Origin of the sequence: Bradyrhizobium sp. dw_78, from assembly GCF_018449525.1 — a bacterium.
Classification (GTDB): Bacteria; Pseudomonadota; Alphaproteobacteria; order Rhizobiales; family Xanthobacteraceae; genus Bradyrhizobium.
The window spans coordinates 245,010-268,656 of sequence record NZ_JAAVUS010000008.1 but is presented as its reverse complement, the minus strand read 5'-3'; the positions used below and the strand labels follow the sequence as shown (position 1 = coordinate 268,656).

Genomic DNA, 23,647 nt, shown 5'->3' with positions numbered 1-23,647 from the left:
ATGGCCGACGGATCGATCGGACTCTGGACCGTGCCGCTCGCCGTGTTTGGCGGCGCCATTCGTGTTTCCACGCCCTTCCTCTTCGTCAGCCTTGGCGAGTGCATCACCGAACGCTCGGGGCGCATCAATCTCGGCCTCGAAGGCACGCTGGTGATGGGCGCGATGAGCGCGTACGGCATTTCCTACCTGACCGGATCACCCTGGCTCGGCGTCCTCGCCGCCGGCGTCACCGGCGCGCTGCTGGGCGCACTTCACGCCGGCATCTGTTCGCTGCCGCGCGTCAACGACGTCGCGGTCGGCATCGCGCTGATGCTGTTCGGTACCGGCCTCGCATTCTTTCTCGGCAAGCCGCTGATCGAGCCGACCGCCGCGCGGTTGCCGGCGATCGACTTCGGATGGTGGAGCGATATCCCGCAGCTCCGCGCAGCCTTGCAGATCAACGTGCTGTTCCTGATCGGCGTCGTGCTGGCGCCGATCCTTTACTGGGCGTTCCGCACCACACGCTGGGGCCTGTTGATCCGCACCGCCGGTGAAAGCTCCGACGCCGCCCGCGCCATGGGCCATTCGGTGCTGCTGATCCGGCTGCGCGCGACCATGGTCGGCGGCTTCCTTGCCGGAATCGGCGGCTCGTTCCTGTCGCTGTTCTATCCCGGAAGCTGGAACGAAGGCCTTTCCAGCGGCCAGGGCATTACGGCGGTGGCGCTGGTGATCTTCGCGCGCTGGGATCCAATGCTGTGCCTGTGGGCGTCGCTCGCCTTCGGCGGCGCGGCCGCGCTCGGACCGGCGCTGCAATCGGTCGGCGTCACCTCCGGCTATCATCTGTTCAACGCCGCGCCCTACATCCTGACGCTGGCGATCATGATCATCACCTGCTCGCCGAAGCGCACGCTGACCGGCGCGCCGGCCGAACTCTCGATCACCAGATAATCAAACGCATAAAGCGCGGGGCGCAGAATCATGGCTGAGCGTTACCTGAAATCCGAACCCTATGCCTGGCCGTATAACGGCGATCTGCGCCCGCAAAACACCGCGCTGATCGTCATCGACATGCAGACCGATTTCTGCGGCGTCGGCGGCTATGTCGACAAGATGGGCTACGATCTGTCGCTGACGCGGGCGCCGATCGAACCGATCAAGCGGCTGCTCGCGGCGATGCGCGACAAGGGCTATCACATCATCCATACCCGTGAAGGCCATCGCCCCGACCTCACCGACCTGCCCGCGAACAAGCGCTGGCGGTCGCGCCAGATCGGCGCCGGGATCGGCGATCCTGGACCCTGCGGCCGGGTGCTGGTGCGCGGCGAACCCGGCTGGGAGATCATTCCCGACCTCGCGCCGCTGCCGGGCGAGCCGATCATCGACAAGCCGGGCAAGGGATCGTTCTGCGCCACCGATCTCGAATTGATGCTGCGGCTGCGCGGCATCGAGAACATCGTGCTCACCGGCATCACCACCGACGTCTGCGTACACACCACCATGCGGGAGGCCAACGACCGCGGCTTCGAATGCGTACTGATCGAGGATTGCTGCGCCGCCACCGACAAGGACAATCATGACCACGCGCTGAAGATGATCAAGATGCAGGGCGGCGTGTTCGGCGCGGTTGCGACTTCCGGCGCGATGATCGAGGCACTGGCATGATTATCGGCGAGCCGCCGCTTCCCGAAGGAACGCCTGGCATCGACGCCATCGCCATGACCATGCGCTTCGGTGAATTCGTCGCGCTCGACAATGTCGAACTGAAGGTGCGGCCGGGCTCGTTCCATGCGCTGCTCGGCGAAAACGGCGCCGGCAAGAGCACGCTGGTCAAATGCATCATGGGTTATTACCACCCGACCGCGGGCAGTATCCTGGTCGGCGGACGCGAACAGGCGATCGCCAATCCGAAAGACGCCCATGCGCTCGGGCTGGGCATGGTCTACCAGCATTTCACGCTGGTGCCGGCGATGACGGTGGCCGAAAATCTCGTGCTGGCGCGCGACGACGTGCCTGCCATCGTCAACTGGCCCAGGGAAAAGAAAGAACTGGAGGCGTTCCTGGCGCGGATGCCGTTCAAGGTGCCGCTGAACGCGCGGGTTTCCGACATTTCCGCCGGCGAGCGGCAGAAATGCGAGATTCTCAAGCAGCTTTACCTCAAGCGTCGGTTCCTGATCCTCGACGAACCGACCTCGGTGCTGACCCCGGCCGAGGCCGACGAAGTCCTTGGCATGCTGCGCAACATGGTCGTGGCCGGTGAACTGACCATTCTGATGATCACGCATAAATTCCGCGAGGTGATGGCGTTCGCCGACGACGTGACCATTCTGCGCCGCGGCAAGCTGGCCGGCCACGGCCGCGTTGCCGACCTCACGCCGGACGACATGGCGCGCACCATGATCGGCGCCGAAGAACTCACGGTGCAGCCGGCGCGCATCGGCGAGGTGACCGCCACCCGTCTCGAACTGAGCAAGCTGAATGCGCTGGACGACGCCGGCGCGGTCGCCGTCCATGATATTTCGCTCACGGTTCGCGGCGGCGAAATCGTCGGCATCGCAGGCGTCTCCGGCAACGGCCAGCGGCAGCTGGTCGAGGTGCTGTCGGGCCAGCGCGAGGCCGAGAGCGGCGAAATCCGCGTCGCCGGCGATCTCTACCACGCCAGCCGCGAGGAGATGCGTCAGCACAAGATGTCGCTATTGCCGGAAGAGCCGCTGAAGAACGCCTGCGTCGGCGGCATGAGCGTCGCCGACAATATCGCCTTCCGCGAATTCGACCGCGCGCCGTTCGCGAGCGGCGGCTGGTGGCTCAACCGCGCGGCGTTCCGCACCGAGGCCGAGCGGAAAATCGGGCTCTACAAGATCAAGACCCGCACCCCCGATACGCCGATCGCGGCGCTGTCCGGCGGCAACGTGCAGCGCGCCGTGCTGGCGCGCGAGCTCGGCGGCGACGTCGAAGTCCTGATCGCCGCCAATCCGTGCTTCGGCCTCGATTTTGCGGCGGTGGCGCAAATCCACGCCGAGATCATGGCCGCGCGAAACCGCGGCGCCGCCGTGCTTCTGGTCAGCGAGGATCTCGACGAATTGCTTGAACTCTCCGATCGGCTGATGGTTATCTTCCACGGCGAATTGGTCTATGAAGCGCGCGCGGGTGAAACCAACCTCACGGAAATCGGACGGCACATGGCCGGGCATTGATGAACGACATCGCAGATCTCGATCCAGTCGAACTCGATGAGCATTTCCTGCGCCGCGCGTTCGACGTGGCCCGCCGTGCGACAAGCCACGGCAACCATCCCTTCGGCGCGATCCTGGTCGACCAGAACCGCAACGTGCTGATCGAGACCGAGAACGGCTATATGCCGTCGCATGACGGCACCGCGCATGCCGAGCGCCTGCTCGCGACCCGGGCCTGCACGGGTTTGAGCCCGGCGGTCCTGAGTAAAGCCACGCTCTATTCCTCCGCCGAACCCTGCGCCATGTGCGCCGGCGCCATCTACTGGGCCGGCATCGGCCGGCTGGTCTATGGCCTGAGCGAAGAGCGTCTGCGCGCCATCACCGGAAACCATCCGGAGAACCCGACGCTGAACCTGCCTTGCCGGACCGTGCTCGAAAGCGGTCAGCGCCCGACCGAAATTGTCGGGCCGCTGCTGCAAGACGAAGCCGCGGCGCTGCACGAAAATATCTGGAACAAATAGAGCGTTTTCGAGCGAAGCGGATACCGGTTCGCGTGAAGAAAACGCGTCAAAACAAGAATCCGGGGCTTCGGTTCTGATTCGATCAGAACCGATCACGCTTTATTTCTTCGATATTCCTTCACGCGATATTTCCTCCCCTCACAGAAACGAAAAATGGCGCCGCGAAATCATCGCGACGCCATTTCCGGAGGGGTAGCCTTGAACGGTCAGAACTTGACTGTCACGCCAGCCGAGACCGACTTTTCAGTACAACTGTGGTTGTTGGCTCCGTTGGTATAGCAAACCGGATTTTGGCTTTTTTCGCTATCATCAAGACCGAACTTGTTCTCCCAATAACGATAGGCGACCCAGGTATCGACTTCGTGGGAGTACTTCGCACCCCAGATTGCCTTGCCCATGTCGAAGGTCAGGCGGATCGGCTCGCTGTTGATTTCGGTCTTGGTGGCGTTGGAGGCCTGGATCGCGGTTCCGATCGGAGCGCCTCCGCCCTTCGGTCCATAGAAGCCAGCGCGGCCGCTGATGGCGAAGTATTGCATGTTCTCAGGCAGGAAGCCCAGATCCATGTAATAGTTGATTTCCAACGCCCATGTGGCGTCGAATCGGGTGTTGCCGTCGGCGATACCGGTGCAGGCGCCGGTGGGCGTGAGGCAGCCTGATCCGACAAGCCCTGGAGCCAGGAACGCGTTGTGGTTCCACTCCTGATAATACAACGGCGCGATGTCGATATAACCCTTGTAGGGCAGGTCGAATGCGAATTGCAGACCGGCGACGATGTCCTTTTTGTTCGGCGCCAGGAAGGAGTTCTCGGTTTCGCCGTCGGCGCCGACCTCGAACGAAATGTTGTGCAGCGGCCCCATCGTGAACTGATTGGTGCTGAACAGCTGGTTCCAGCCGAAGGTGCTGCGGATCAGGCCGTAAAACTCGGCCGCGCCGGCGCAGGTTTCGGAGTCACCGACGATTGTCGCGCCGACATTCGTGCAGGGGCTGGCGGGATCGTTATGATCCGACTTGAGCAGATCGAGGTTGATAAAGTTGGTGCCGTAAGCCCACACATCGAAATGGGTGAAGCTGTAGACCTGCTTGGCGGTGTGTCCATCAAGCGACCCGTTCGGCTTGACGGAAAACGCACCGGGGTCGGTCGCGGTGAACTGGTAGGAATAGGTAAAGCGGTTGTCGTTGACGAAGAAGAAAGGAACGTCGGCCACCGGCTTTGCCTTGACCTTGACCGGCAGATCGGCCGCGGCGGCGGAGCCCATCGACGCCAATGTTGCAAGCGGGGCAAGTGCCAATGCCACGGCTGCAAGTGCTTTAGTACGATAGAACATTCTAATTACCCCCTGTGAAGACGAACAACGCTAGGCCCTCGCAGCGACCCTTGCCCCACTTCACAAAAACCTTGAAGCCTCAAGTTTTTCCACGGCTTGCTGCAAGTTTCATCATGGGTTGGCGGCGCCCAGCCGGACCGGCCGGATTCGCGCGCCGATCTCCGAACTAAGAAAGCAGGCGCAACAACCGCTGCCGCAATGCGGCTATGCCTATTTTTATAGGGTTTTTCCATCGCGGCCGGCCATGTGGATCGCGCATGGGACGGTATCCGCCAGCGGTGATCCGGGTCATTTTCCGCGACGATATGGCGCTGCTTATATTTGCGTCAGGGCTGACTCCACCATTTCGATTTGTATCAACCGTCACAATTCTGCAACAGCGATCCGCCCGTGGTGGGCTGCCCCGATAGGCTACGGCGATAGAACTAATTAGTTGGAGGCCCGAAAATCGGCAGGACCGGGAGGAATTGAAAGAATCAGCAGCCCGAGACCTGCTGAAGGGTTGGGCAAAGGCTGACGCTTTTTCGCTACTTACACGGCGGTGAAATGAGCACAGTATTGAGGCAGATCCTTCTCGCAGCGTGACCGCGAATGCTTGATTCGACGCCTGCCGGCTTGCTTCCTGACGAAACGCCGTTGCTCCAGACGGTGGGCCTGACCAAGCGCTATGGCAGTTTCCTGGCCAATGATGCGATCGATATCGACATCTGGCCGCAGCAAATTCATGCCCTGCTCGGCGAGAACGGCGCCGGAAAATCGACGTTGGTCAAGGCGATCTACGGCTTGATCCAGCCGAGCGAAGGCGAGATGCGCTGGCAGGGCGAGCCGATGGTGCTTTCAGGGCCGTCGGAAGCCCGTGCCCACGGCATCGGCATGGTGTTTCAGCACTTTTCCCTGTTCGACAATCTCACCGTCGCCGAGAACGTGGCCCTGGGCCTCGACGGCAAGGAATCCTTCAAGGACATGTCGGCGCGACTGAAGGAGGTATCCAACGTCTATGGCCTTCCGCTCGAGCCGCGGCGCGAGGTCTGGCAGCTCTCGGTGGGCGAGCGTCAGCGCATCGAAATCGTCCGGGCGCTGATGCAGAATCCCAAATTCCTGATCCTCGACGAGCCGACCGCGGTGCTCACGCCGCAGGAGGCGGACCAGCTCTTCATCGTGCTCAACCGGCTGAAGTCCGAGGGGCGCGCGATTCTCTACATCAGCCACAAGCTGGAAGAGGTGAAACGGCTTTGCGACACCGCGACCATCCTGCGCGGCGGCAGGAAGGTTGCGACCTGCAATCCGAAAGCCGAGACGGCGGCCTCGCTGGCCAGGATGATGGTCGGCGCCGACATCAAGGAAGTGAAGATTGCCGCCGGCCGGCGGACCACGGTGCCGCGCCTCGTCGTCAACGATCTCAGCCTCGCGCCCGATGACGCTCACGGCGTCAGGCTCCAGCACATTTCGCTGGAGCTCAAAGGTGGTGAAATCCTGGGCATCGCCGGCGTCGCCGGCAACGGCCAGGACGAGTTTTTCGCAGCGCTTTCAGGAGAGCGGCTGGCCAAGGATCCCGGTACGGTGGTGATCGACGGCATCGCCGCCGGCCACCTTTCGATCACGCAGCGGCGCAAGCTCGGCGCGGCGTTCGTGCCGGAGGAGCGCCTCGGTCATGGCACCGCGCCGCGCATGAAGCTTTCCGAGAACGCCTTGCTCACCGGCCACGCGGCGAGCGGCATGGTCCAGCACGGCTTCGTCAATACCGCCGCGACGCTTTCGACGGTCGACCGCGCAACTGAATCGTTCGACGTGCGCAAGGCCAAGCGCGATCCGGAAGCAGCAAGCCTGTCGGGCGGAAACCTGCAGAAATTCATCGTCGGCCGCGAAATTCTCCGCAACCCGACCGTCCTTGTCGTCAGCCAGCCGACCTGGGGCGTCGACGCCGGCGCCGCCGCCGTCATCCGGCAGGCGTTGCTCGACCTCGCCGCCAGCGGCGCCGCCGTGCTGGTGACGAGCCAGGACCTGGACGAACTCACCGAAATCACCGACCGGATCGCCGTGATGTTCCACGGTCACCTCTCGGAGCCGTTGGCGACCGCAGAAGCCAGCCGCGAAAAGCTCGGCCTGCTGATGGGCGGGAGCAGTCTGGAACAAAAGGAAGCCGCCGATGTATCCGGGGGTTGAGCATGTATCTCGTCCTTGAGAAACGGGCCGAGCGCTCGCACACGATCGCCCTGGTCTCGCCACTGGTCGCGATCGGCCTGACGATCGTGACCATGAGCATCCTGTTCGCCATCATCGGCAAGAATCCGGTCGCCGCGCTGGACGCCTACTTCATCGCACCGCTGACCGACAGCTATTCGCTGCAGGAGATTGCCGTGAAGGCGACGCCGCTGGTCCTGATCGCGATCGGCCTGTCGCTCTGCTACCTCGCCAACGCCTGGAATATCGGGGCCGAAGGACAATTCCTGATCGGTGCCGTCGCCGGAAGCTGGATCGCGGTGAAGACCCAAGGCACCGACGCCGGATATTGGGTACTGCCGGCGATGCTGCTGCTCGGCGCCGCGGCCGGCGCGCTGTACGGGCTGATTCCCGCGATCTGCAAAGTCAGGTTCGGCGCCAGCGAAATCCTGACCAGCCTGATGCTGGTCTATGTCGCGGACCTGTTCCTCGACTATCTCGTGCGCGGGCCGTGGCGTGATCCGGCCGGGTTCAATTTCCCGACCACGGCCGATTTCGATCCGGTCGCGACCGTGCCGGTCCTGATCGAGGGCAGCCGGCTGCATCTCGGCGCGGTCATCGCGCTCGTCGTCGTCGCCGCGGCCAGCGTACTGCTCGGACGCACGATCAAAGGTTTCGAAATCCGCGTCGTCGGCGCCGCACCGCGCGCCGCACGTTTCGGAGGTTTCAATTCCAACCATTTGATTCTTCTGACCTTCGCCATCTCCGGCGGCCTCGCCGGGCTGGCCGGGATCATCGAGGTCGCAGGCCCGGTGGGACACCTGCAACCGGGCATTTCACCCGGCTACGGCTTCACCGCGATCATCGTTGCGTTTCTCGGCCGGCTGAATCCAATTGGAATATTAATTGCAGGCCTCTTCCTCGCACTTACGTTTATCGGCGGCGAACAGGCGCAGATCACAATGAAAATCCCGCTGGACGTCACCAAGGTCTTCCAGGGCCTTTTGCTGTTCTACGTCCTCGCCTGCGATTCTCTCATTCTCTACCGCTTCCGTCTGATTTTCCCGTCGCGGCAGGTGCCCCGTGGAACTGGCTGAGGCGATCATCCTGTCGGTGCTTGCAGCATCGACGCCGCTGTTGATCGCCGCCACCGGCGAATTGGTGGCCGAGCGCTCCGGCGTGCTCAACCTTGGCGTCGAGGGCATGATGATCGTCGGCGCCGCCTGCGGCTTCGGCGCGGCCTGGCTCAGCGGTTCCATCTTTGTCGGCGCACTCTGCGGCATCGCCGCGGGCACATTGATGTCCCTCATCTTCGCCATCATGGCGCTGGGGCTTGCGGTCAACCAGGTCGCGTCCGGCCTGGCGCTGACGATCTTCGGAATCGGACTGTCCGGGCTGATCGGCGCGGGCTTCGTCGGCGAGCGCATAACCTCGGCTCCGCATCTCTACATTCCGGGCCTGACCGACCTTCCGGTGATCGGGCGGATCGTTTTCGGCGAAGATGCCTTCGTCTATTTCTCGCTCGCTTTGATCGTCGGCGTCTGGTTCTTCCTGTACCGGACGCGGTCCGGACTGATCCTGCGGGCCTGCGGCGACAATCACGTCTCGGCGCATGCGCTCGGATATCCGGTGCTCCGGATCAGGCTGTTCGCAGTGATGTTCGGCGGCGCCTGCGCCGGGCTTGCCGGGGCCTATCTGCCGCTCGCCTATACGCCCTTCTTCATTCCGGGAATGACCGCGGGCCGCGGCTGGATCGCACTGGCGCTGACGGTGTTCGCGTCGTGGCGGCCGGGCCGGCTGGTGATCGGCGCCTATCTGTTCGGCGCCGTGACCATCCTGCAACTGCATGCGCAGGGCGCGGGCATCGGCATTCCATCGCAGTTCATGTCGTCGCTGCCCTATCTCGCGACCGTCATCGTTCTGGTGGCGTTGTCGCGCGCCAGGACCGGCGGCTCGACCGCGCCAGCCGCGCTGGGCACCGTGTTCGTGCCCGATCGCTGATTTCGTATTCCGGGCGTGCGCGATGGGGCGCGGCGTCCGGGACTGTGGCTCTCCCCCACGTTTGGAGATTGACGATGAGGAAACGAACATTTCTTGCGGCAGCGACTGCGCTTTTTCTGGCGGGCAGTATCGGCAGTACCGCCTGGGCCGCTGACAAGTTGAAGGTCGGGTTCATCTATCTCGGCCCGGTCGGCGACCTCGGCTGGACCTACCAGCACGAGCTGGCGCGCCAGGCCCTGGTCAAGGAATTCGGCGACAAGATCGAGACCACCTATCTGGAGAACGTACCCGAAGGTCCCGACGCCGAACGCGCCATCGAGCAGCTGGTGCGCGCCGGCAACAAGCTGATCTTCACCACCTCGTTCGGTTACATGGATCCGACGCTCAAGGTCGCGAAGAAATACCCGAACGTGCATTTCGAACATTGCTCGGGCTACAAGCGCGACAAGAACATGGCGACCTATTCGTCGCGCTGGTACCAGGGCCGATTCATCCAGGGCCAGATCGCGGCCAAGATGTCGAAGGACGGCGTGCTCGGCTATATCGGTTCGTTCCCGATCCCGGAAGTGATCTCGGGCATCAACGCCACGATGCTGGGGGCGCAGACCGTCAACCCCAACATCAAGGTCAAGATCATCTGGGCGAACACCTGGTTCGACCCGGGCAAGGAAGCCGATGCCGCCAAGGCGCTGCTCGATCAGGGCGCCGACGTGATCATGCAGCACACCGACAGCCCGGCGGCGATGCAGATCGCCAGCGAGCGCGGCAAACCGGCGTTCGGACAGGATTCCGAAATGATCAAGTTCGGGCCCAAGGTGCAGCTGACGTCGGTCATGGACACCTGGGCGCCCTATTACATCTCCCGCGTCAAGGCCGAACTCGACGGCACCTGGAAATCCGAGGACACCTGGGGCGGCCTCGACACCAAGATGTTCCAGATGGCGCCCTACACCAACATGCCTGACGATGTGAAGAAAATGGCCGAAGAAACCCAGGCCGCCATCACCGGAGGCAAGTTGCAGCCGTTCAAATGTCCGGTCGTCGACCAGGACGGCAAGACGGTGCCGTGCGAAGGCGGCGACCATCTGTCCGACAAGCAGATCCTCAGCATGAACTTCTACGTCAAAGGTGTCGACGACAAGATGCCGGGCAAATAACGCGGATCAGTTTGCTGAATCATCCGGTCCGGGCGGCGACGCCCGGACCTTTTTGTTTCAGAGGTGGAATTAGCCGCGCTGCATCGTCCGCGCCGCGGCGCTGTGGCGTCGGATCAGGTCGGGCACATCCAATCCGGGGATGGTCCCATCGGTCACCACCCATTTGCCGCCGACCATGACGCGGTCGGCGCGGTGCGCGCCGCACAGAACCAGCGCCGCCAGCGGATCGCCATGCCCTGAGAAACGCAACTCATCGAGCTTGAACAGCGCAAGATCGGCGGCCTTTCCGACGGCGATCTCACCGAGTTCGGGCCGGCCGACGCAGGCCGCCGACCCCTTGGTGGCCCATCGCAACGCATCCTTGTGGCTGATACGATTGACGCCGTAGCGCGCCCTCTGCAACAGGAACGCGGCGCGCACTTCCTGCATCAAATTGGATCCGTCGTTCGACGCCGAACCGTCGACCCCAAGGCCGATCCCGACCCCCGCTTCTTCCATCTCGCAGACCGGGCAGCAGCCCGACGCCAATAGCTGGTTGCTGCAGGCACAATGGCTGATCGTCGTCCCGGCCTTGCCCAGCCGCTTCATCTCGCCGGCGTTGAAATGAACGCCGTGTGCGAGCCAGGTTCGCGCATTGAGCCAACCGCATTGTTCGAGATAATCGAGCGGCCGGCAATTGTGGATCTGCTCGCAGAACTTGTTCTCGTCCTCGGTCTCGGCCAGATGGGTATGCAGGCGCACGTCGAGCTTCTCGGCAAGCGCCGCAGTGGCGAGCATCAGCGAGGTCGTGACCGAAAACGGCGAGCATGGCGCCAACGCGATCTGCACCATCGCGTCAGGCCCGCGCTCGTGGTGCTTCGCCACCACCCGTTCGCTGTCGGCGAGAATCGTATCCTCGTCCTGCACCACGCTGTCGGGCGGCAACCCGCCGTCGCGCTGCGACCGGTTCATGGAACCGCGCGTCAGCAACGCCCGCATCCCCAGCCGTCTGGTGACCCCGACTTCGATATCGACCGCCTCTTCGAGCCCAGCGGGAAAGACGTAGTGATGATCTGTCGTGGTGGTGCAGCCGGACAGCAGCAGCTCCGACATCGCCACCGTGACGCCGAGTTCGAGCGAGGCCGGCGTCAGCTTCGCCCAGACCGGATAAAGCGCCTCCAGCCACGGAAACAGCTCGCGATCCATCGCCGCCGGCAGCGCGCGGGTCAGCGTCTGGTAGAAATGGTGATGGGTGTTGATCAAGCCCGGCAGGACGACATGGTCGCCGGCTTCGAAGAACGCCGCGCTCGTCGCCGGCTGGCCGCCCTTCGGCACCAGCTCGACGATCCTGCCGTCCTTGATGACGATTCCGCGCTCGGCGCCTTCGGCGAGAATGGCCAGCGGGTCTTTGATCCAGATCGCATGCGCTTGGTTCATGGCCGGCAGCATCTCCCGGATATTGGGCGTGAAAACGGTCTCGACGACACAAGTTTAAAGCTGCCTTGCAATTCAAGGACCAGCCCGATCGGGGCAAGAGTTGGCGTCGGTTTTGCAAGAACTTTCATACAGGGAAGTATCTCATTGAAAGCTCTTGCCTATCCATGGATTTGAACACCATCAGGGAAGTCAGCCATCCGCAAAGCCGGGCGCAATTGCCCGTTTGGACAGCAGGCGATGCTTGGCTCGCAGGCGGAACATGGTTGTTCTCGGAGCCGCAGGTGCATCTGACGCGGCTCATCGACCTCACCGATCTGAAATGGCCGGCGCTGACGATCGGCGAGGCCGGGCTTACGATCGCCGCGACCTGCACCGTCGCGCAACTCGATGCCCTTGGCTGCCCGCCCGAATGGCTGGCCGCGCCCCTGATCAATTCATGCTGCCGCGCCTTTCTGGCCTCCTTCAAGATCTGGAAGACGGCAACCGTCGGCGGCAATCTGTGCATGTCGCTGCCGGCCGGTCCCATGATCTCGCTGACCTCGGCGCTCGACGGCGTCTGCACGATCTGGAAAGCCGGCGGCGGCGAGCAGACCGTCCGCGTCGCGGACTTCGTCACCGCCAGTCAGCGCAACGTTCTGGAGCCGGGCGATCTGTTGCGGCAGATCGATATTCCGCTCGCCGCGCTGAAAAGGCGTTCGGCCTTCCGGCAGATTTCCCTGACGCCGGTCGGCCGTTCCGCGGCGCTGCTGATCGGCAGTATCAGCAGCGAAGGCAGCTTCGCGCTGACGGTGACGGCGTCGACGGCGCGCCCCGTTCAGTTTTCCTTTGCGGGGATTCCGCAGGCGGATGAACTTCGCGAAGCCATCCTGCACCGCATCCCCGACACGCTTTACCACACCGACATCCACGGCAAGCCCGCATGGCGCAAGCACATGACGCTGCGGCTGGCCGATGAAATCCGGGCCGAGCTGCAAGGTCCGGCGCGGCCATGACCTACCAGATCAACGGCACGTCATTCTCGGAGACCCCTCACCCCGGACAGTGCCTGCGAACATTCCTGCGACAACTCGGACATTTCGGCGTCAAGAAAGGCTGCGACGCCGGCGATTGCGGCGCCTGCACCGTGCTGCTCGACGGCGAACCGGTTCACAGTTGCCTGATCCCAGCCTTCCGCGCCGAAGACCATGCCATCACCACCATCGAGGGTTTCGCGCCCGCCGGCGGCACGCATCCGATGCAGCAGGCCTTTCTCGACGCCCAGGCGTTTCAATGCGGCTTCTGCACCGCCGGCATGATCCTGACCTGCGCCTCGCTGAACCAGGGGCAGCGGCAGGATCTCGGCGCGTCGCTGAAAGGCAATATCTGCCGCTGTACCGGCTATCGCGCGATCGAGGATGCGCTGCAAGGCAGGAACAACATCGAGGATGCCGATGCCGGCGCCGCGTTCGGCCGCAGCCTGCCGGCCCCCGCCGGCCCGCAAGTGGTGCGGGGCGCGGCGCGCTATACGTTCGATATGGCCGTCGAGGGTCTGCTCCACATCAAGATGCTGCGCTCGCCGCATCCCCACGCCAGGATCGTCGCAATCGACAAGACCGCCACGCTGCAAGTCCCGGGCGTGCATATGGTCCTGACCTCGGAGGATGCGCCGGACCGGCTGTTCTCGACGGCGCGGCACGAGAAAGCTTGGATGGACCCCGACGATACGCGCGTGCTCGACAACGTGGTCCGCTTCATCGGGCAAAAAGTCGCCGCCGTGCTGGCGGACACCGAGGCCGCCGCCGAAGAAGGCTGCCGCCGTCTCAAGGTCGAATACGAGATTCTTGCGGCGGTGGTCGACCCCGCACAGGCGATCGCACCCGGCGCGCCGGCGATTCATCCTGACAAGACCGCCGCCGAACACCGCGTCGCCGATGCGCCGCGCAACATCGTCGCCGAAACCCACGGCGAATATGGCGATGTCGCCAGCGCCCTGGTGCAAGCCGCCGTCAGCTATGAGGGAACGTTCACGACCCAGCGGGTCCAGCATGCGGCGCTCGAAACCCATGGCGGTATCGCCTGGGTCGATGCCGCCGGCATCCTGAATGTGCGCGCGAGCACGCAAGTGCCGTTCCTCACCCGCCGCGCGCTGGCCGAGCTTTTCGATCTCCCCGCCGACAAGGTCCGGGTGTTCTGCGAACGCGTCGGCGGCGGCTTCGGCGGCAAGCAGGAGATGTTCGTCGAGGATATTCTCGCGCTCGCCGCGCTGAAGAGCGGACGCCCGGTCAAGTTCGAACTCACCCGCGAGGAACAGTTCATCTCGACATCGACGCGGCATCCGATGCGGGTCACGGTCAGGGCCGGCGCCGACAGGGACGGCCGGTTGACGGCGTTGCAGCTCGACGTGCTCTCCAACACCGGCGCTTACGGCAACCATGCCGGCCCGGTGCTGTTCCACGCCTGCGGCGAATGCATCGGCGTCTACAATTGCCCGAACAAGAAGGTCGACGCCGTCGTCGCCTACACCAACACGGTGCCGGCCGGCGCGTTTCGCGGCTATGGCCTGCCGCAAACGATATTCGCGGTGGAAGCCGCGATCGACGAACTGGCGAAACAGCTCGGCCTCTCGCCGTTCGAAATACGCCGCCGCAATATCGTGAAGCCGGGCGACCCGATGCTGTCGCCGCCCGAGTCCGAATATCACGACGTGTTTTATGGCAGCTACGGGCTCGACCAATGTCTCGATCTGGTCGAGCGCGCGATGCAGGATGGCGGACCTAAAACCGAACTCTCCGCCGAGTGGCTGGTCGGCGACGGCATCGCGCTGACCATGATCGATACCGTGCCGCCAGCCGGACATATCGCCGACGCCAGGATTTCGTTGCGCGACGATGGCGGATTTGAACTCGTCGTCGGAACCGCGGAATTCGGCAACGGCACCAGCACCGTGCATCGGCAGATCGCCGCCACCGCGCTGGCGACCACGGTCAACCGGGTTCGTCTCTTGCAATCCGACACCGCGCATGGCGGCCACGACACCGGCGCCTATGGCAGCGCCGGCACCTTCGTCGCCGGACGCGCGACACAGACGGCGGCGGAAAATCTCGCAAGCGAATTCAAGACGTTCGCTTCCGGGATCATGGGGGCCGCTGCGGATTCCTGCATCCTCGAAAACGATTCCGTCATCTGCGGCAAACAACGCCTGTCATTCGCGCAACTGGCGGAAGCCGCGCGCCGGCAGGGAAAGACGCTCGCCGCGAGTGGCGATTCGGCTGGCACGCCGCGCTCGGTCGCCTTCAACGTGCAGGGCTTCCGCGTTGCGGTACACAAGGGCACCGGCGAAATCAGGATATTGAAGAGCGTACATGCCGCGGATGCCGGCAAGGTCGCCAACCCGATGCAGTGCCGCGGCCAGGTCGAGGGCGGCGTTGCGCAATCGCTCGGCGCCACGCTTTACGAAGAGATGATCATCGACGACGGCGGCCGCGTGATCAATCCGAAATTCCGCGATTATCACCTGCCGTCCTTCGCCGACGTTCCGCGAACCGAAGTGTTCTTTGCCGATACCACGGATACGATCGGGCCGATGGGCGCCAAATCGATGAGCGAAAGCCCTTACAACCCGGTCGCCGCCGCACTCGGTAACGCCCTTGCCGATGCAACCGGCATCCGCTTCACCTCGGTGCCGTTCAAGCCGGACCGGCTGTGGCCGCTGTTGCAGGAGAAATTCGGTTCAAAGTAAACCGTTCGTCATGCGCGGGCTTGACCCGCGCATCCATCAAATTCGAATCTTTCCTGCGGTGGACTGCCGGACCGACCCCTCAATGAAAAGCCGGCTCAACCGCGTCCCACGGTGCATTCGATCTGCCCGTGCGGCTCGTCGGTCGGCAGGAACACGTCGTTGTTGTTGTCGAGCCCGAACGGCGCAAGATTCATCGGGATATAATGCATGTTCGGGCAGGCCATGCTGATTTCGGAAATCTCCGGCACCGCCGCCAGCGCCGCCTCGCCCATCCGGTACAGGCTGTCCTGAACGCTCGCGCTGTAGGTCGTGCTGAACACTTCCAGCACGGTTGCGAGGATTTTGGCGTTCGTCTCGGCATAGCTCGCCGGCTTGCCCGACCATTTCCAGGACGCCAACATGCTGGTGGCGCAGATACGGTCGTTGGTCTCCTTGATGGTGGTATAGCGATCCTTGACGTAGTTCTCCCAGCCCGATTGGGTCGCCTTCATGAAGGTAAAGCCGTCAACGCCGGAGACGAGCGTCGATTTTTGGCGCGTCGCGGTCAGTTCGACGAACGGCTTGCCATTGCCATCGAGCACGAAACTATGGGGATGCGGCTTGCCGCCAAAGCTCAGCCTGTTCCATTTCGTCTCATGCGCCGTGATGGAGACCGCGCTGACCTGCGGATAGGTGTCGAAATATTTCTTCGCCAGCGCCTGACAGAACTCCTCGGTGCCGAGCCCGGTATTCTCGCGGGCCACGACATTGACCACGTTCTTGATGGTGTCGGTCGAGATTGTCTTGGAATTATCCGCATGGGTATAGGTGCCGGCGAAATCGCCTTCGAGCATGGCCTTGATGTTGAGCTGGCTGACCTCGTGCCGCTCGCCATCGCGGTGAAGCCGCATGACGCGGACCCGGCCTTTTCCATATCTGTTCTTGATCAGCGGCACGGCAAACTCCTCCGGTTTTGCGGGCGAACGGCCGCGATGCGGGTTCGGCGGCCCGATCTAATAATGAGCAACGTTCATGCCACGGGGCAAGTCGTTCTCACGGCAAGCCGCCGCGATGGCCGAAGATTTTGCGGCGTGGCATGGCGACGGCCACGCCGTCCGCATCAGCCGGGGACATCGATGCTCCGGCATCGCTGCCGGAATATTCGGCATGATTGCCGCGCCTTTCATCAAACCGGCACGCGGGAGGAATTAGCTACCGCGATAGGTCGCGTAGCTCCAGGGCGTCACCAAAAGCGGCACATGGAGATGGCCTTCCGGCTCGCTCACCGAAAAGCGCAGCGGAATCTGATCGAGAAACGGCGGATCGGATAGCGCGACGCCACGGTCGGCAAAATACCTGCCGACGCTGAATTGCAACTCATAACGGCCGATCGGCACCGGACGGCCGCCGATCAGCGGCTGATCGGTGCGGCCGTCGGCATTCGTCACCGTGCGCGTGACCACGCGGCTCGTGCCCAGTTCGGACAGTTCGACGAGTTCGATCGCGATCCCCGGCGCCGGCCGGCCGCTATGGGTGTCCAGCACATGGGTCGACAAGCGCCCATGCACCTTCAGCCGGTCCTCGGATACGACGAGCAGATCGAGCCGCAGCGCCGCGATCCGGCAGACCTCCCCGATCGATTTCTGCATTTCGGCGCTCGCATCGTTGGTCAGACGCCGGTCGAAATCGCGCAGAACCGAATCCTTGGTCTGGCGGCGCGCGCAGACGATGTAAGGAAATCCAAACCTGGCGCGGTAAGCATTGTTGGCGCGCTCGAATGCTTCGTATTCGGCATCCGACAAACGATCGAGGCCCAGGCTGTTCTGCTCGTAGCTGGATTCCACGGTCAAGCCCGCGGCGCGCTGGGTCTTGTTGGCGAGATCGGGATGCGCCTTGATCAAGGCCAGACGAAGCTCGGGCGAGGCGCGATCGACGGCCGACTTCATCGCATCGAATAATTGCTGGACCCCGGCAAAGGGACGTGAGGCCGCCGCCTGTTCGGCGATCCACGGCGAGTATTCGAAAATATTCGCCAGCTCAGCGACGAACTCGTCCTTGCTGCACGCGTTCAGATCGGCAAGCGTCTTTTGCGACATGTCGTCTCCGCCCTATCCGATTTCTGGCGCATTAGCGGCAAGATGCACGAGGTTAGCGTGCCAATGCTGCGCGATTTGCAACCGCGTCGGCACCCACACCCCATCGTGCTTCATGATGTAATCGAGAAACCGGATCAGCGCCGCCGCGCGGCCGGGCCGGCCGACGACCCGGCAATGCAGGCCAACCGACATCATCCTGGGCGATGTTTCGCCTTCGGCGTAAAGAACGTCGAAGCTGTCCTTCAGATAGGTGAAGAACTGGTCGCCGCCGCCAAAACCCTGCGCGTTGACAAAACGCATGTCGTTGGCATCGAGGCTGTAGGGAATGATCAGATGCGGGCCCGCCGGCCCCTTGATCCAATACGGCAGATCGTCGGCATAGGAGTCGCAGGAATACAGAAATCCGCCGGCTTCCAGCACCAGTCTGACGGTGTTGATGGAGGTCCGTCCAGTGTACCAGCCGAGCGGGCGTTGCCCGGTGACCTCGGTATGAACGCGGATCGCGTCGGCGATCTCGACGCGCTCCTCGGCTTCCGACATGTCCTTGTGCTCGACCCATTTCAGGCTATGGCTGGCGATATCCCAATGCGCTTCCTTCATCGCAGCAACCACTTCGGGATTGCGCTTCAAGGCGGTCGCGACGCCGAAGACGGTCACCGGCAATTTGCGTCCGGTGAAAATCCGCCACAGGCGCCAGAAGCCGGCGCGCGAGCCGTATTCGAACATCGACTCGACATTGGCGTGGCGCTGCCCGGGCCAGGGCTGCGCGCCCAACACGTCGGACAGGAACGCTTCCGAGGCCCGGTCGCCATGCAGGATGTTGTTCTCGCCACCCTCTTCGAAGTTCACGACGAACTGTACGGCGACCCTGGCATTCCCAGGCCAGCGCGGATGCGGGGGGGTGCGGCCATAACCGCGCAGGTCGCGGGGATAACCGGCCTCGGCCACCTCAAACCTCCTCGAAGCGGATCTTCTGCGCGCCCTTCCACAGCACCGTCTTGCCGAACGTAGCCAGATTCTCAAGGCCGGAGGTCAGCGTGATGAAGTGATTGCCGGCAAGCTGGCCCATCTTGCTGGCGAAGTGTACGCCGCCATAGGCCAACAGGATCTCGGTTTCGCTGATCCCGCCCGGATAAAGAATGATCTGGCCCGGTGCCGGATAGCTGGTGTGGTTCTCATAGGAGACGCCGAAATCGAGATCACCGAGCGGCATCCAGACTCCCTCGCCGCTCCAGCGCACATGGATCGCCTGGCTCTCGAACGGCATCGCCTTGCGGAAGGCCGCGCAGGTCTTGGGCGCCAGCTGTTCTTCAAAACGCGCCCCGAATTTAAAGTCTCCGGCGTGGACAACAAGTTGGCTCATTAAAATCCTTCTCGCGATCGAAAGAGAATGTTCATGCCGACATGGCCGCGGATTCCCGCAAGCAAGAGGTATTCCAGCCCAGGCCGCCTGAAAGCGGCTTTGGAGCGGCCAACCCTTACTGGTCGGGCTGTTTGACCGTATAGGAGAGGCCGAAAAGGCCGCTGCGCTCCACCACGGGCTCTGGCGGCGCTGCCGGGGCCGGAGCGGCTTCCGCCTGCGGCGGGGGTGGCGGCGGCGCCGGCAGGTTCTCGCACTTCATCGAATAGACCAAGGTGCCGTTCGCGGTCTTGCCGATCGGGGTGCAGTTGTCGACGCGCGCGACGGTGTTCCTGGGTGTCAATTTTGTCTGGGCCCAAATCGGCGATGAAACCACCGAAGATGACACCAGAAGAAGACCTGCAAAAACCACCTTTTTCATCGGCTTTACCCGCACCGGACACCCCTTTTCACTGGATTAGATCGATTGCGGCCAGTCTATCAGGGGCGAGGCGGCAAAGCTGCTGAAATTTTAGTCGAAAAAAAATTTGACCAAGAAATTTGCTCGCCGCTTCGTGATTGAGTGCGTCATATCAATCAACTCCCGCGCCACATATGTGGAAGCCTCGCGACAACGATCGCGAATACTGGGAGAACTAAAATGCGAAAGACGATCTTAACAATCCTCGGCACGGTCCTGATCACCGCCTCGGCGGTCCAGATGGCTGCTGCCACCGAACGGCATCACGTACGTAAGCCGGTAAGTACAGCTGCGCAGGCCAACCAATCGTTCCGCGACTCCAACGCTGCGATCTGGACTCGTCCCCAAGCGGAATCCGATGGGGCCCGTTACCAGAACAGCGCCGGAGCCGGCGCCGTCGCCCACTAAGCTCTGGGTACGCCCAAGCCAACCAAAGCCGGCCGCAGCAGCGGCCGGCTTTGACTTTTATACAGCCTTCCATCCGGCTTTCCCCGCCATCCCCAGGTTATAGACCTGCTCTCTGGCGAAAATCCGCGGAAGCCTGTACAGCGAATATATGTCTGCCGAAACATTACATCTCGTCGGCCATCCCCTGGTCCAGCACAAGCTCTCGCTGATGCGGGAGCGCGATCGCTCCATCAAGAGTTTCCGGGAGCTTCTGAACGAAATCGGAATGCTGCTGTGTTACGAGGTCACGCGCGACCTGCCGCTGGAACTGGTCGATATCGAGACGCCGATCGCCGCCATGAAAGCGCCGATGATCGCGGGCAAGAAGCTGACCCTTGCACCGATCTTGCGCGCCGGCGTCGGCTTTCTCGATGGCATGCTGGCGCTGGTGCCGTCAGCGCGCGTCGCGCATATCGGCCTCTACCGCGATCCCAAGACTTTGCAAGCGGTCGAATATTTCTTCAAGGCGCCGCAAGACCTGTCGGACCGCATGGTGATCCTGATGGATCCGATGCTCGCCACCGGAAATTCCGCCTGTGCCGCAGCCGCGCTTCTCAAGACCCGCGGCGCGCGCGACATCCGCTTCGTCTGCCTGCTCGCCGCCCCCGAAGGCATCGCGCAATTCCAGAATGAGCATCCCGACATTCCGATCTGGACCGCCGCGGTCGACGAGAAGCTGAACGACCACAGCTATATCGTGCCCGGCCTCGGCGACGCCGGCGACAGGATGTTCGGCACGAAATAATTTATCCTTCCGGCCCGAACCGCGGCGGCCAGCGGTGGACGAAGAGCCGGCTTTCGAATTCGCGCGCGAATGACAACAAAGACCGGTCGCGATTCGCAGCAGTAACGATTTGAACGCCGACCGGCAATGCGCCGTCATCGATGCGGCACGGCAGCGAAATCGCCGGCAGGCCGAGCGCATTGGCAAAAGGCGTAAACACCGCGTGGCCGCGGGGACCGACCGGCTGGCCGTCGATCACGGGCGGATGGGATTCTTTCGCGGGCCACGGCATCGCCGCCGTCGCTGGCGTGATCAGAAAATCGTAACGCTCGAAAAACCGATCGAACGTTCGCTGCATCGCAGCAATGATATCGAGCGCGTTCAGATAATCCTTTGCCGCATAGCGATCGCCGGCCGCCGCCATATCGGCAATCACCGGAGAGACCTCGTCGATCCGATTCACCTGCCCTGCCATCAGCCAGGCCACGCCGGTCTGGCTGATGACCGGCCAGACCTCGGCAAGCGGATCGGCCAGTTCGAACGGCGCAACCCGTTCGATCTCGAGGCCGAGCGAGCGTCCGTCAGCCACCGTGCGATCGATGACTTCGCGGATATAGGGATCGACCGGCACGCCGCTGAAACCCGGAGCGTAGGCGATGCGCGGGCGCGCGCTCACGCCCTCGCCCACAGCCTGCGGCCAGACCGGACCCACAATGATTGCCATCGCGCCGATGACATCATCGACGCAGCGCGCGATCGGCCCGACGACCTCGAAATTATGCAGGATCGCGGGAAAGCCGTTGTTGCGGGGAACCATATCGCGCGACGGCTTGAATCCGACCAGGCCGGTATGGGCCGCCGGACGGCGGATCGAGCCGCCGCCGTCGGTGGCCAGCGCGACCGCGCCCATGCCCGAAGCCACGGCCGCGACGGCGCCGCCGCTGGAGCCGCCGGGCGTGAGCCGCGGGTCCCACGGATTTCCGGTGACACCGAACAGCGCGTTGTCGGTGTAGCCGTGCAGCGTCAATTCCGGCACGTTGGTCTTCCCGAGAATGACGGCGCCCGCTTCGCGCAGCCGCGCGACCGGCGTTTCATCCCGATCGGGCACGAAATCGCGATAGAGCCGGCTTCCCCAGGTCGCGCGCAAGCCGGCGGCCTGGATGTTGTCCTTGATCGTGACCGGCACGCCGTCGAACGAATTTCGCTGGCGCCCCTCCTTCCAGCGCCGGGCGCTGTCTTGCGCGGCCTTGACCGCGCCGGCTTCATCGAGCGTCACGATCGCATTGAGCTGCGAATTGATGTCCCGAATCCGTGCAAGCGTCGCCGCCGTTACGTCATTCGGCGACAATCCGTTTGCATAGGCTATCCCAAGTTCGCTCGCCGAAAGCGACCACAACGGGCGCTCGCGATCATCCATCGCATCACGCCAGTTTGGGATAGATCGCCTTGTCGAAGAAGCTCGAACCCGCGACGTATTTGCGCCCGGGCGACATGTCCGGCTTCTCCTCGCCTTCGATCCCGGCCTCGAACGTCAATTCGAGCTGGACCCCGCTCGGATCGTAGACGAACAACTGCCACAGCGACGTGCCAGGCACGATGAACTCGCGAAAAGCGAGACCCGCGGCCTTGAAGCGCGCAACATAAGAACGGTAGCCGGAGCACGAGAGCGAGAGATGATCGATCGCCGCGGTACCCGACTGCGCTTTGCCTTCCGGACCCAGTGCCGGGCCGCCGGCATAGACATGCACGATGGCGAGGCCGCCGGGTTGCGGGCAGCCCAGCCACGCGCCGGGATAACCGAAATCGGGACGGGGAAATTCGCGCAGCCCGATGATGTCGGTCCAGAACTTACGGGTGGCGGCAAGATCCTCGGTCTTGATCGCGATGTGAAAAAGTCCGTGAACGGTCGCGATCGGCAGTTTCGTCTCGGCGAGTGCGGTCATGGCGTTCGTCTCCTCAAGGTGCGGTTTCTTGCGACGGCAATCCAACGTCCCGATAAAGCGCCTTCAACCGGTTCTGAAACGGCGCTTCATTCTTGTGCCCGGTTCCCTCGACCGGGTCGGCGCCCGCCAGCATCGTATCGGTGGCGTCGAGCGAAAACTCCATGACGAAACGCATGCGATCCTGCCGCAAGGCCTCGAACTCCTTCAACCAGCCGCCGATGTCGCGGCTGCCGCTGTTGTAGCGCTTCGTGATCAGCGTCGCGGCGGTGGCGGCATCTTCGAGCGCCTGCGTCGCGCCTTGCCCAAGCGTCGGCACCATGCCATGCGCAGCATCGCCGAGATAGAGCACATTGCAATCGGCGGCGCGGTACTGCACGTCGTGCTCCTGCATGCGCGCCCAATGGGTTTCGGTGCTGTTCCGGCAAATCACATCGATCATCCAGCGCGCCTGGTCGCTGGGCGGCGCGCCGGGCGGCGTATAGGCCGCGCGCAAGACGCCGGGCGCTTTCATGCCGTCCGTGATCGGCGCTTCCGGCGCGATCGGAAAACTCCCGGCGATGTAGACATGGCCGGGCGGCACGCGAAAGGCTAGCAGCCGATTGGGTCCGTTGAACCATTGTTCGTAATCGTCGATCAGTCCGCCCGACGTATCGGGGACCAGCACCCGGAAAATCGCGACGCCGGCGTGCCGCACGCCCGGTTCGCCGGAAATCGTGCGCCGCACGCTGGAATAACGCCCGTCGCCCGCGATCAGGAGATCGATCCCGTCAAGCCGGCGCTCGAGTCCGTTCTGCGTCCAGGCGATCGAGGTTTTGCGCGGATCGGCACTGTCGCGGCCGACATGGGTGATTTCGCAACCATAGGAAATGTGCGGCTCAGCCGCGTCGCGCAGGATGCGATAGAGCTCCGACCAGCGGATCCGCCATCCGGGACCTTCCGCCACCCTGGTCAGCGGCAGATCGAACAGCACCGTGCCGTCGGTGAGCGAGATGCGCCAGTTGCGCCAGAAAAAACTTCCCTCGGTGATGCGATCGGTCAGATCGGGATCGATGAGGCTCAGCGCCTTGACGGCGTTCGGACCGACATTGAGACCGGTGCCCGCCTCGGAATGATCGTCGCGCGACACCCGCTCGAGGCATGTCACCTCCACGCCCCCCAGCAGCGCAAGCCGACGCGCCATCACACAGCCTG

General features: G+C 63.2%; 22 protein-coding genes. 12 read left to right on the top strand and 10 right to left on the bottom strand.

Annotated elements, in window-relative coordinates; all coding sequences use genetic code 11:
* From HB630_RS21160 to HB630_RS21145, 4 genes are read left to right on the top strand one after another with little or no spacing between them, the layout of a single operon-like run.
* Positions 1-927: an ABC transporter permease gene (locus HB630_RS21160; protein ID WP_213774308.1), complete on the top strand. Its 927-nt coding sequence runs from the start codon at positions 1-3 to the stop codon at positions 925-927.
* 30 nt (positions 928-957) lie between these two features.
* Positions 958-1,641 (top strand): isochorismatase family cysteine hydrolase, encoded by a 684-nt coding sequence (locus tag HB630_RS21155; protein WP_213774307.1) that lies wholly within the window; start codon positions 958-960, stop codon positions 1,639-1,641.
* Positions 1,638-3,170 carry an ABC transporter ATP-binding protein gene (locus HB630_RS21150; protein ID WP_213774305.1) on the top strand — a complete coding sequence of 511 codons (1,533 nt, stop codon included), beginning with the start codon at positions 1,638-1,640 and terminating at the stop codon, positions 3,168-3,170. Before HB630_RS21155 ends, HB630_RS21150 begins: the two co-directional genes overlap by 4 nt.
* Entirely contained in the window at positions 3,170-3,670 is a 501-nt protein-coding gene (locus tag HB630_RS21145; protein WP_213774304.1) for a nucleoside deaminase, read from the top strand. The genes HB630_RS21150 and HB630_RS21145 overlap by 1 nt, the downstream gene beginning before the upstream one ends.
* Positions 3,671-3,876: 206 nt before the next feature.
* Here HB630_RS21145 and HB630_RS21140 read toward each other — a convergent pair whose 3' ends face one another.
* On the bottom strand, positions 3,877-4,995 hold the full coding sequence (locus tag HB630_RS21140; RefSeq protein ID WP_213774303.1) for a hypothetical protein: 1,119 nt from the start codon (positions 4,993-4,995) through the stop codon (positions 3,877-3,879).
* Positions 4,996-5,586: 591 nt separating this feature from the next.
* On the opposite strand from HB630_RS21140, the gene HB630_RS21135 reads away from it, so the two are divergent.
* The 4 genes from HB630_RS21135 (at position 5,587) to HB630_RS21120 (ending at position 10,313) form a co-directional block, all read left to right on the top strand.
* Positions 5,587-7,158: an ABC transporter ATP-binding protein gene (locus tag HB630_RS21135; protein WP_213774301.1), complete on the top strand. Its 1,572-nt coding sequence runs from the start codon at positions 5,587-5,589 to the stop codon at positions 7,156-7,158.
* Positions 7,159-7,160: 2 nt separating this feature from the next.
* A complete protein-coding gene (locus HB630_RS21130) occupies positions 7,161-8,252 on the top strand; it encodes an ABC transporter permease (RefSeq protein ID WP_213774300.1) in 1,092 nt (363 codons plus the stop codon).
* On the top strand, positions 8,239-9,156 hold the full coding sequence (locus HB630_RS21125; RefSeq protein ID WP_213774298.1) for an ABC transporter permease: 918 nt from the start codon (positions 8,239-8,241) through the stop codon (positions 9,154-9,156). Before HB630_RS21130 ends, HB630_RS21125 begins: the two co-directional genes overlap by 14 nt.
* Positions 9,157-9,230: 74 nt before the next feature.
* A complete protein-coding gene (locus tag HB630_RS21120) occupies positions 9,231-10,313 on the top strand; it encodes a BMP family ABC transporter substrate-binding protein (RefSeq protein WP_213774297.1) in 1,083 nt (360 codons plus the stop codon).
* Between the two features lie 69 nt (positions 10,314-10,382).
* Here the strand turns inward: HB630_RS21120 and HB630_RS21115 are convergent, their stop codons facing one another.
* On the bottom strand, positions 10,383-11,729 hold the full coding sequence (locus HB630_RS21115) for an 8-oxoguanine deaminase (RefSeq protein WP_213774295.1): 1,347 nt from the start codon (positions 11,727-11,729) through the stop codon (positions 10,383-10,385).
* Between the two features lie 164 nt (positions 11,730-11,893).
* On the opposite strand from HB630_RS21115, the gene HB630_RS21110 reads away from it, so the two are divergent.
* Positions 11,894-12,721, top strand: a complete 828-nt coding sequence (locus HB630_RS21110; RefSeq protein ID WP_213774294.1) for an FAD binding domain-containing protein — start codon at positions 11,894-11,896, stop codon at positions 12,719-12,721.
* Positions 12,718-15,447 carry a molybdopterin-dependent oxidoreductase gene (locus HB630_RS21105; protein ID WP_213774293.1) on the top strand — a complete coding sequence of 910 codons (2,730 nt, stop codon included), beginning with the start codon at positions 12,718-12,720 and terminating at the stop codon, positions 15,445-15,447. Before HB630_RS21110 ends, HB630_RS21105 begins: the two co-directional genes overlap by 4 nt.
* A 95-nt stretch (positions 15,448-15,542) precedes the next feature.
* Here HB630_RS21105 and pucL read toward each other — a convergent pair whose 3' ends face one another.
* The 5 genes from pucL to HB630_RS21080 form a co-directional block, all read right to left on the bottom strand.
* A complete protein-coding gene (pucL, locus tag HB630_RS21100) occupies positions 15,543-16,382 on the bottom strand; it encodes a factor-independent urate hydroxylase (protein ID WP_213774291.1) in 840 nt (279 codons plus the stop codon).
* Between the two features lie 252 nt (positions 16,383-16,634).
* A complete protein-coding gene (gene uraD, locus HB630_RS21095; protein ID WP_213774289.1) occupies positions 16,635-17,522 on the bottom strand; it encodes a 2-oxo-4-hydroxy-4-carboxy-5-ureidoimidazoline decarboxylase in 888 nt (295 codons plus the stop codon).
* Positions 17,523-17,534: 12 nt separating this feature from the next.
* Positions 17,535-18,470 carry an allantoinase PuuE gene (gene puuE / locus HB630_RS21090; protein WP_213774288.1) on the bottom strand — a complete coding sequence of 312 codons (936 nt, stop codon included), beginning with the start codon at positions 18,468-18,470 and terminating at the stop codon, positions 17,535-17,537.
* A gap of 1 nt (position 18,471) precedes the next feature.
* The gene (locus tag HB630_RS21085; protein WP_213774286.1) at positions 18,472-18,885 is read right to left on the bottom strand and encodes a DUF3830 family protein; all 414 of its coding nucleotides are present in this window, start codon (positions 18,883-18,885) and stop codon (positions 18,472-18,474) included.
* A 115-nt stretch (positions 18,886-19,000) separates the two neighbouring features.
* Entirely contained in the window at positions 19,001-19,303 is a 303-nt protein-coding gene (locus HB630_RS21080) for a hypothetical protein (RefSeq protein WP_213774284.1), read from the bottom strand.
* A gap of 219 nt (positions 19,304-19,522) precedes the next feature.
* Between HB630_RS21080 and HB630_RS21075 the strand changes: the two genes are divergently transcribed.
* Together HB630_RS21075 and upp are read left to right on the top strand one after the other, a co-directional pair.
* Complete coding sequence (locus tag HB630_RS21075; RefSeq protein ID WP_213774282.1) at positions 19,523-19,750, top strand: hypothetical protein; 228 nt, start codon at positions 19,523-19,525, stop codon at positions 19,748-19,750.
* Positions 19,751-19,898: 148 nt separating this feature from the next.
* Positions 19,899-20,534: a uracil phosphoribosyltransferase gene (gene upp / locus HB630_RS21070; protein WP_213774279.1), complete on the top strand. Its 636-nt coding sequence runs from the start codon at positions 19,899-19,901 to the stop codon at positions 20,532-20,534.
* Position 20,535: 1 nt separating this feature from the next.
* Here the strand turns inward: upp and HB630_RS21065 are convergent, their stop codons facing one another.
* From HB630_RS21065 to HB630_RS21055, 3 genes are read right to left on the bottom strand one after another with little or no spacing between them, the layout of a single operon-like run.
* On the bottom strand, positions 20,536-21,930 hold the full coding sequence (locus HB630_RS21065; RefSeq protein ID WP_213774277.1) for an amidase: 1,395 nt from the start codon (positions 21,928-21,930) through the stop codon (positions 20,536-20,538).
* Between the two features lie 4 nt (positions 21,931-21,934).
* On the bottom strand, positions 21,935-22,456 hold the full coding sequence (locus tag HB630_RS21060) for a VOC family protein (protein WP_213774275.1): 522 nt from the start codon (positions 22,454-22,456) through the stop codon (positions 21,935-21,937).
* A gap of 13 nt (positions 22,457-22,469) precedes the next feature.
* Positions 22,470-23,636, bottom strand: coding sequence for an FAD-dependent monooxygenase (locus HB630_RS21055; RefSeq protein ID WP_213774273.1), 1,167 nt, complete (start codon positions 23,634-23,636; stop codon positions 22,470-22,472).
* Between the last annotated feature and the right edge of the window lie 11 nt (positions 23,637-23,647).

What these genes read in the sequence shown, in the direction of transcription:
- HB630_RS21055 (WP_213774273.1), bottom strand. Translation starts at nt 23,636, where the DNA reads ATGGCGCGTCGGCTTGCGCTGCTGGGGGGCGTGGAGGTGACATGCCTC.
- HB630_RS21130 (WP_213774300.1), top strand. Translation starts at nt 7,161, where the DNA reads ATGTATCTCGTCCTTGAGAAACGGGCCGAGCGCTCGCACACGATCGCC.
- HB630_RS21140 (WP_213774303.1), bottom strand. Translation starts at nt 4,995, where the DNA reads ATGTTCTATCGTACTAAAGCACTTGCAGCCGTGGCATTGGCACTTGCC.
- HB630_RS21160 (WP_213774308.1), top strand. Translation starts at nt 1, where the DNA reads ATGGCCGACGGATCGATCGGACTCTGGACCGTGCCGCTCGCCGTGTTT.
- HB630_RS21150 (WP_213774305.1), top strand. Translation starts at nt 1,638, where the DNA reads ATGATTATCGGCGAGCCGCCGCTTCCCGAAGGAACGCCTGGCATCGAC.
- HB630_RS21065 (WP_213774277.1), bottom strand. Translation starts at nt 21,930, where the DNA reads ATGGATGATCGCGAGCGCCCGTTGTGGTCGCTTTCGGCGAGCGAACTT.
- HB630_RS21105 (WP_213774293.1), top strand. Translation starts at nt 12,718, where the DNA reads ATGACCTACCAGATCAACGGCACGTCATTCTCGGAGACCCCTCACCCC.
- uraD (WP_213774289.1), bottom strand. Translation starts at nt 17,522, where the DNA reads ATGTCGCAAAAGACGCTTGCCGATCTGAACGCGTGCAGCAAGGACGAG.
- HB630_RS21080 (WP_213774284.1), bottom strand. Translation starts at nt 19,303, where the DNA reads ATGAAAAAGGTGGTTTTTGCAGGTCTTCTTCTGGTGTCATCTTCGGTG.
- upp (WP_213774279.1), top strand. Translation starts at nt 19,899, where the DNA reads ATGTCTGCCGAAACATTACATCTCGTCGGCCATCCCCTGGTCCAGCAC.
- HB630_RS21115 (WP_213774295.1), bottom strand. Translation starts at nt 11,729, where the DNA reads ATGAACCAAGCGCATGCGATCTGGATCAAAGACCCGCTGGCCATTCTC.
- HB630_RS21060 (WP_213774275.1), bottom strand. Translation starts at nt 22,456, where the DNA reads ATGACCGCACTCGCCGAGACGAAACTGCCGATCGCGACCGTTCACGGA.
- HB630_RS21155 (WP_213774307.1), top strand. Translation starts at nt 958, where the DNA reads ATGGCTGAGCGTTACCTGAAATCCGAACCCTATGCCTGGCCGTATAAC.
- HB630_RS21145 (WP_213774304.1), top strand. Translation starts at nt 3,170, where the DNA reads ATGAACGACATCGCAGATCTCGATCCAGTCGAACTCGATGAGCATTTC.
- HB630_RS21110 (WP_213774294.1), top strand. Translation starts at nt 11,894, where the DNA reads ATGGATTTGAACACCATCAGGGAAGTCAGCCATCCGCAAAGCCGGGCG.
- HB630_RS21075 (WP_213774282.1), top strand. Translation starts at nt 19,523, where the DNA reads ATGCGAAAGACGATCTTAACAATCCTCGGCACGGTCCTGATCACCGCC.
- HB630_RS21135 (WP_213774301.1), top strand. Translation starts at nt 5,587, where the DNA reads ATGCTTGATTCGACGCCTGCCGGCTTGCTTCCTGACGAAACGCCGTTG.
- HB630_RS21085 (WP_213774286.1), bottom strand. Translation starts at nt 18,885, where the DNA reads ATGAGCCAACTTGTTGTCCACGCCGGAGACTTTAAATTCGGGGCGCGT.
- HB630_RS21120 (WP_213774297.1), top strand. Translation starts at nt 9,231, where the DNA reads ATGAGGAAACGAACATTTCTTGCGGCAGCGACTGCGCTTTTTCTGGCG.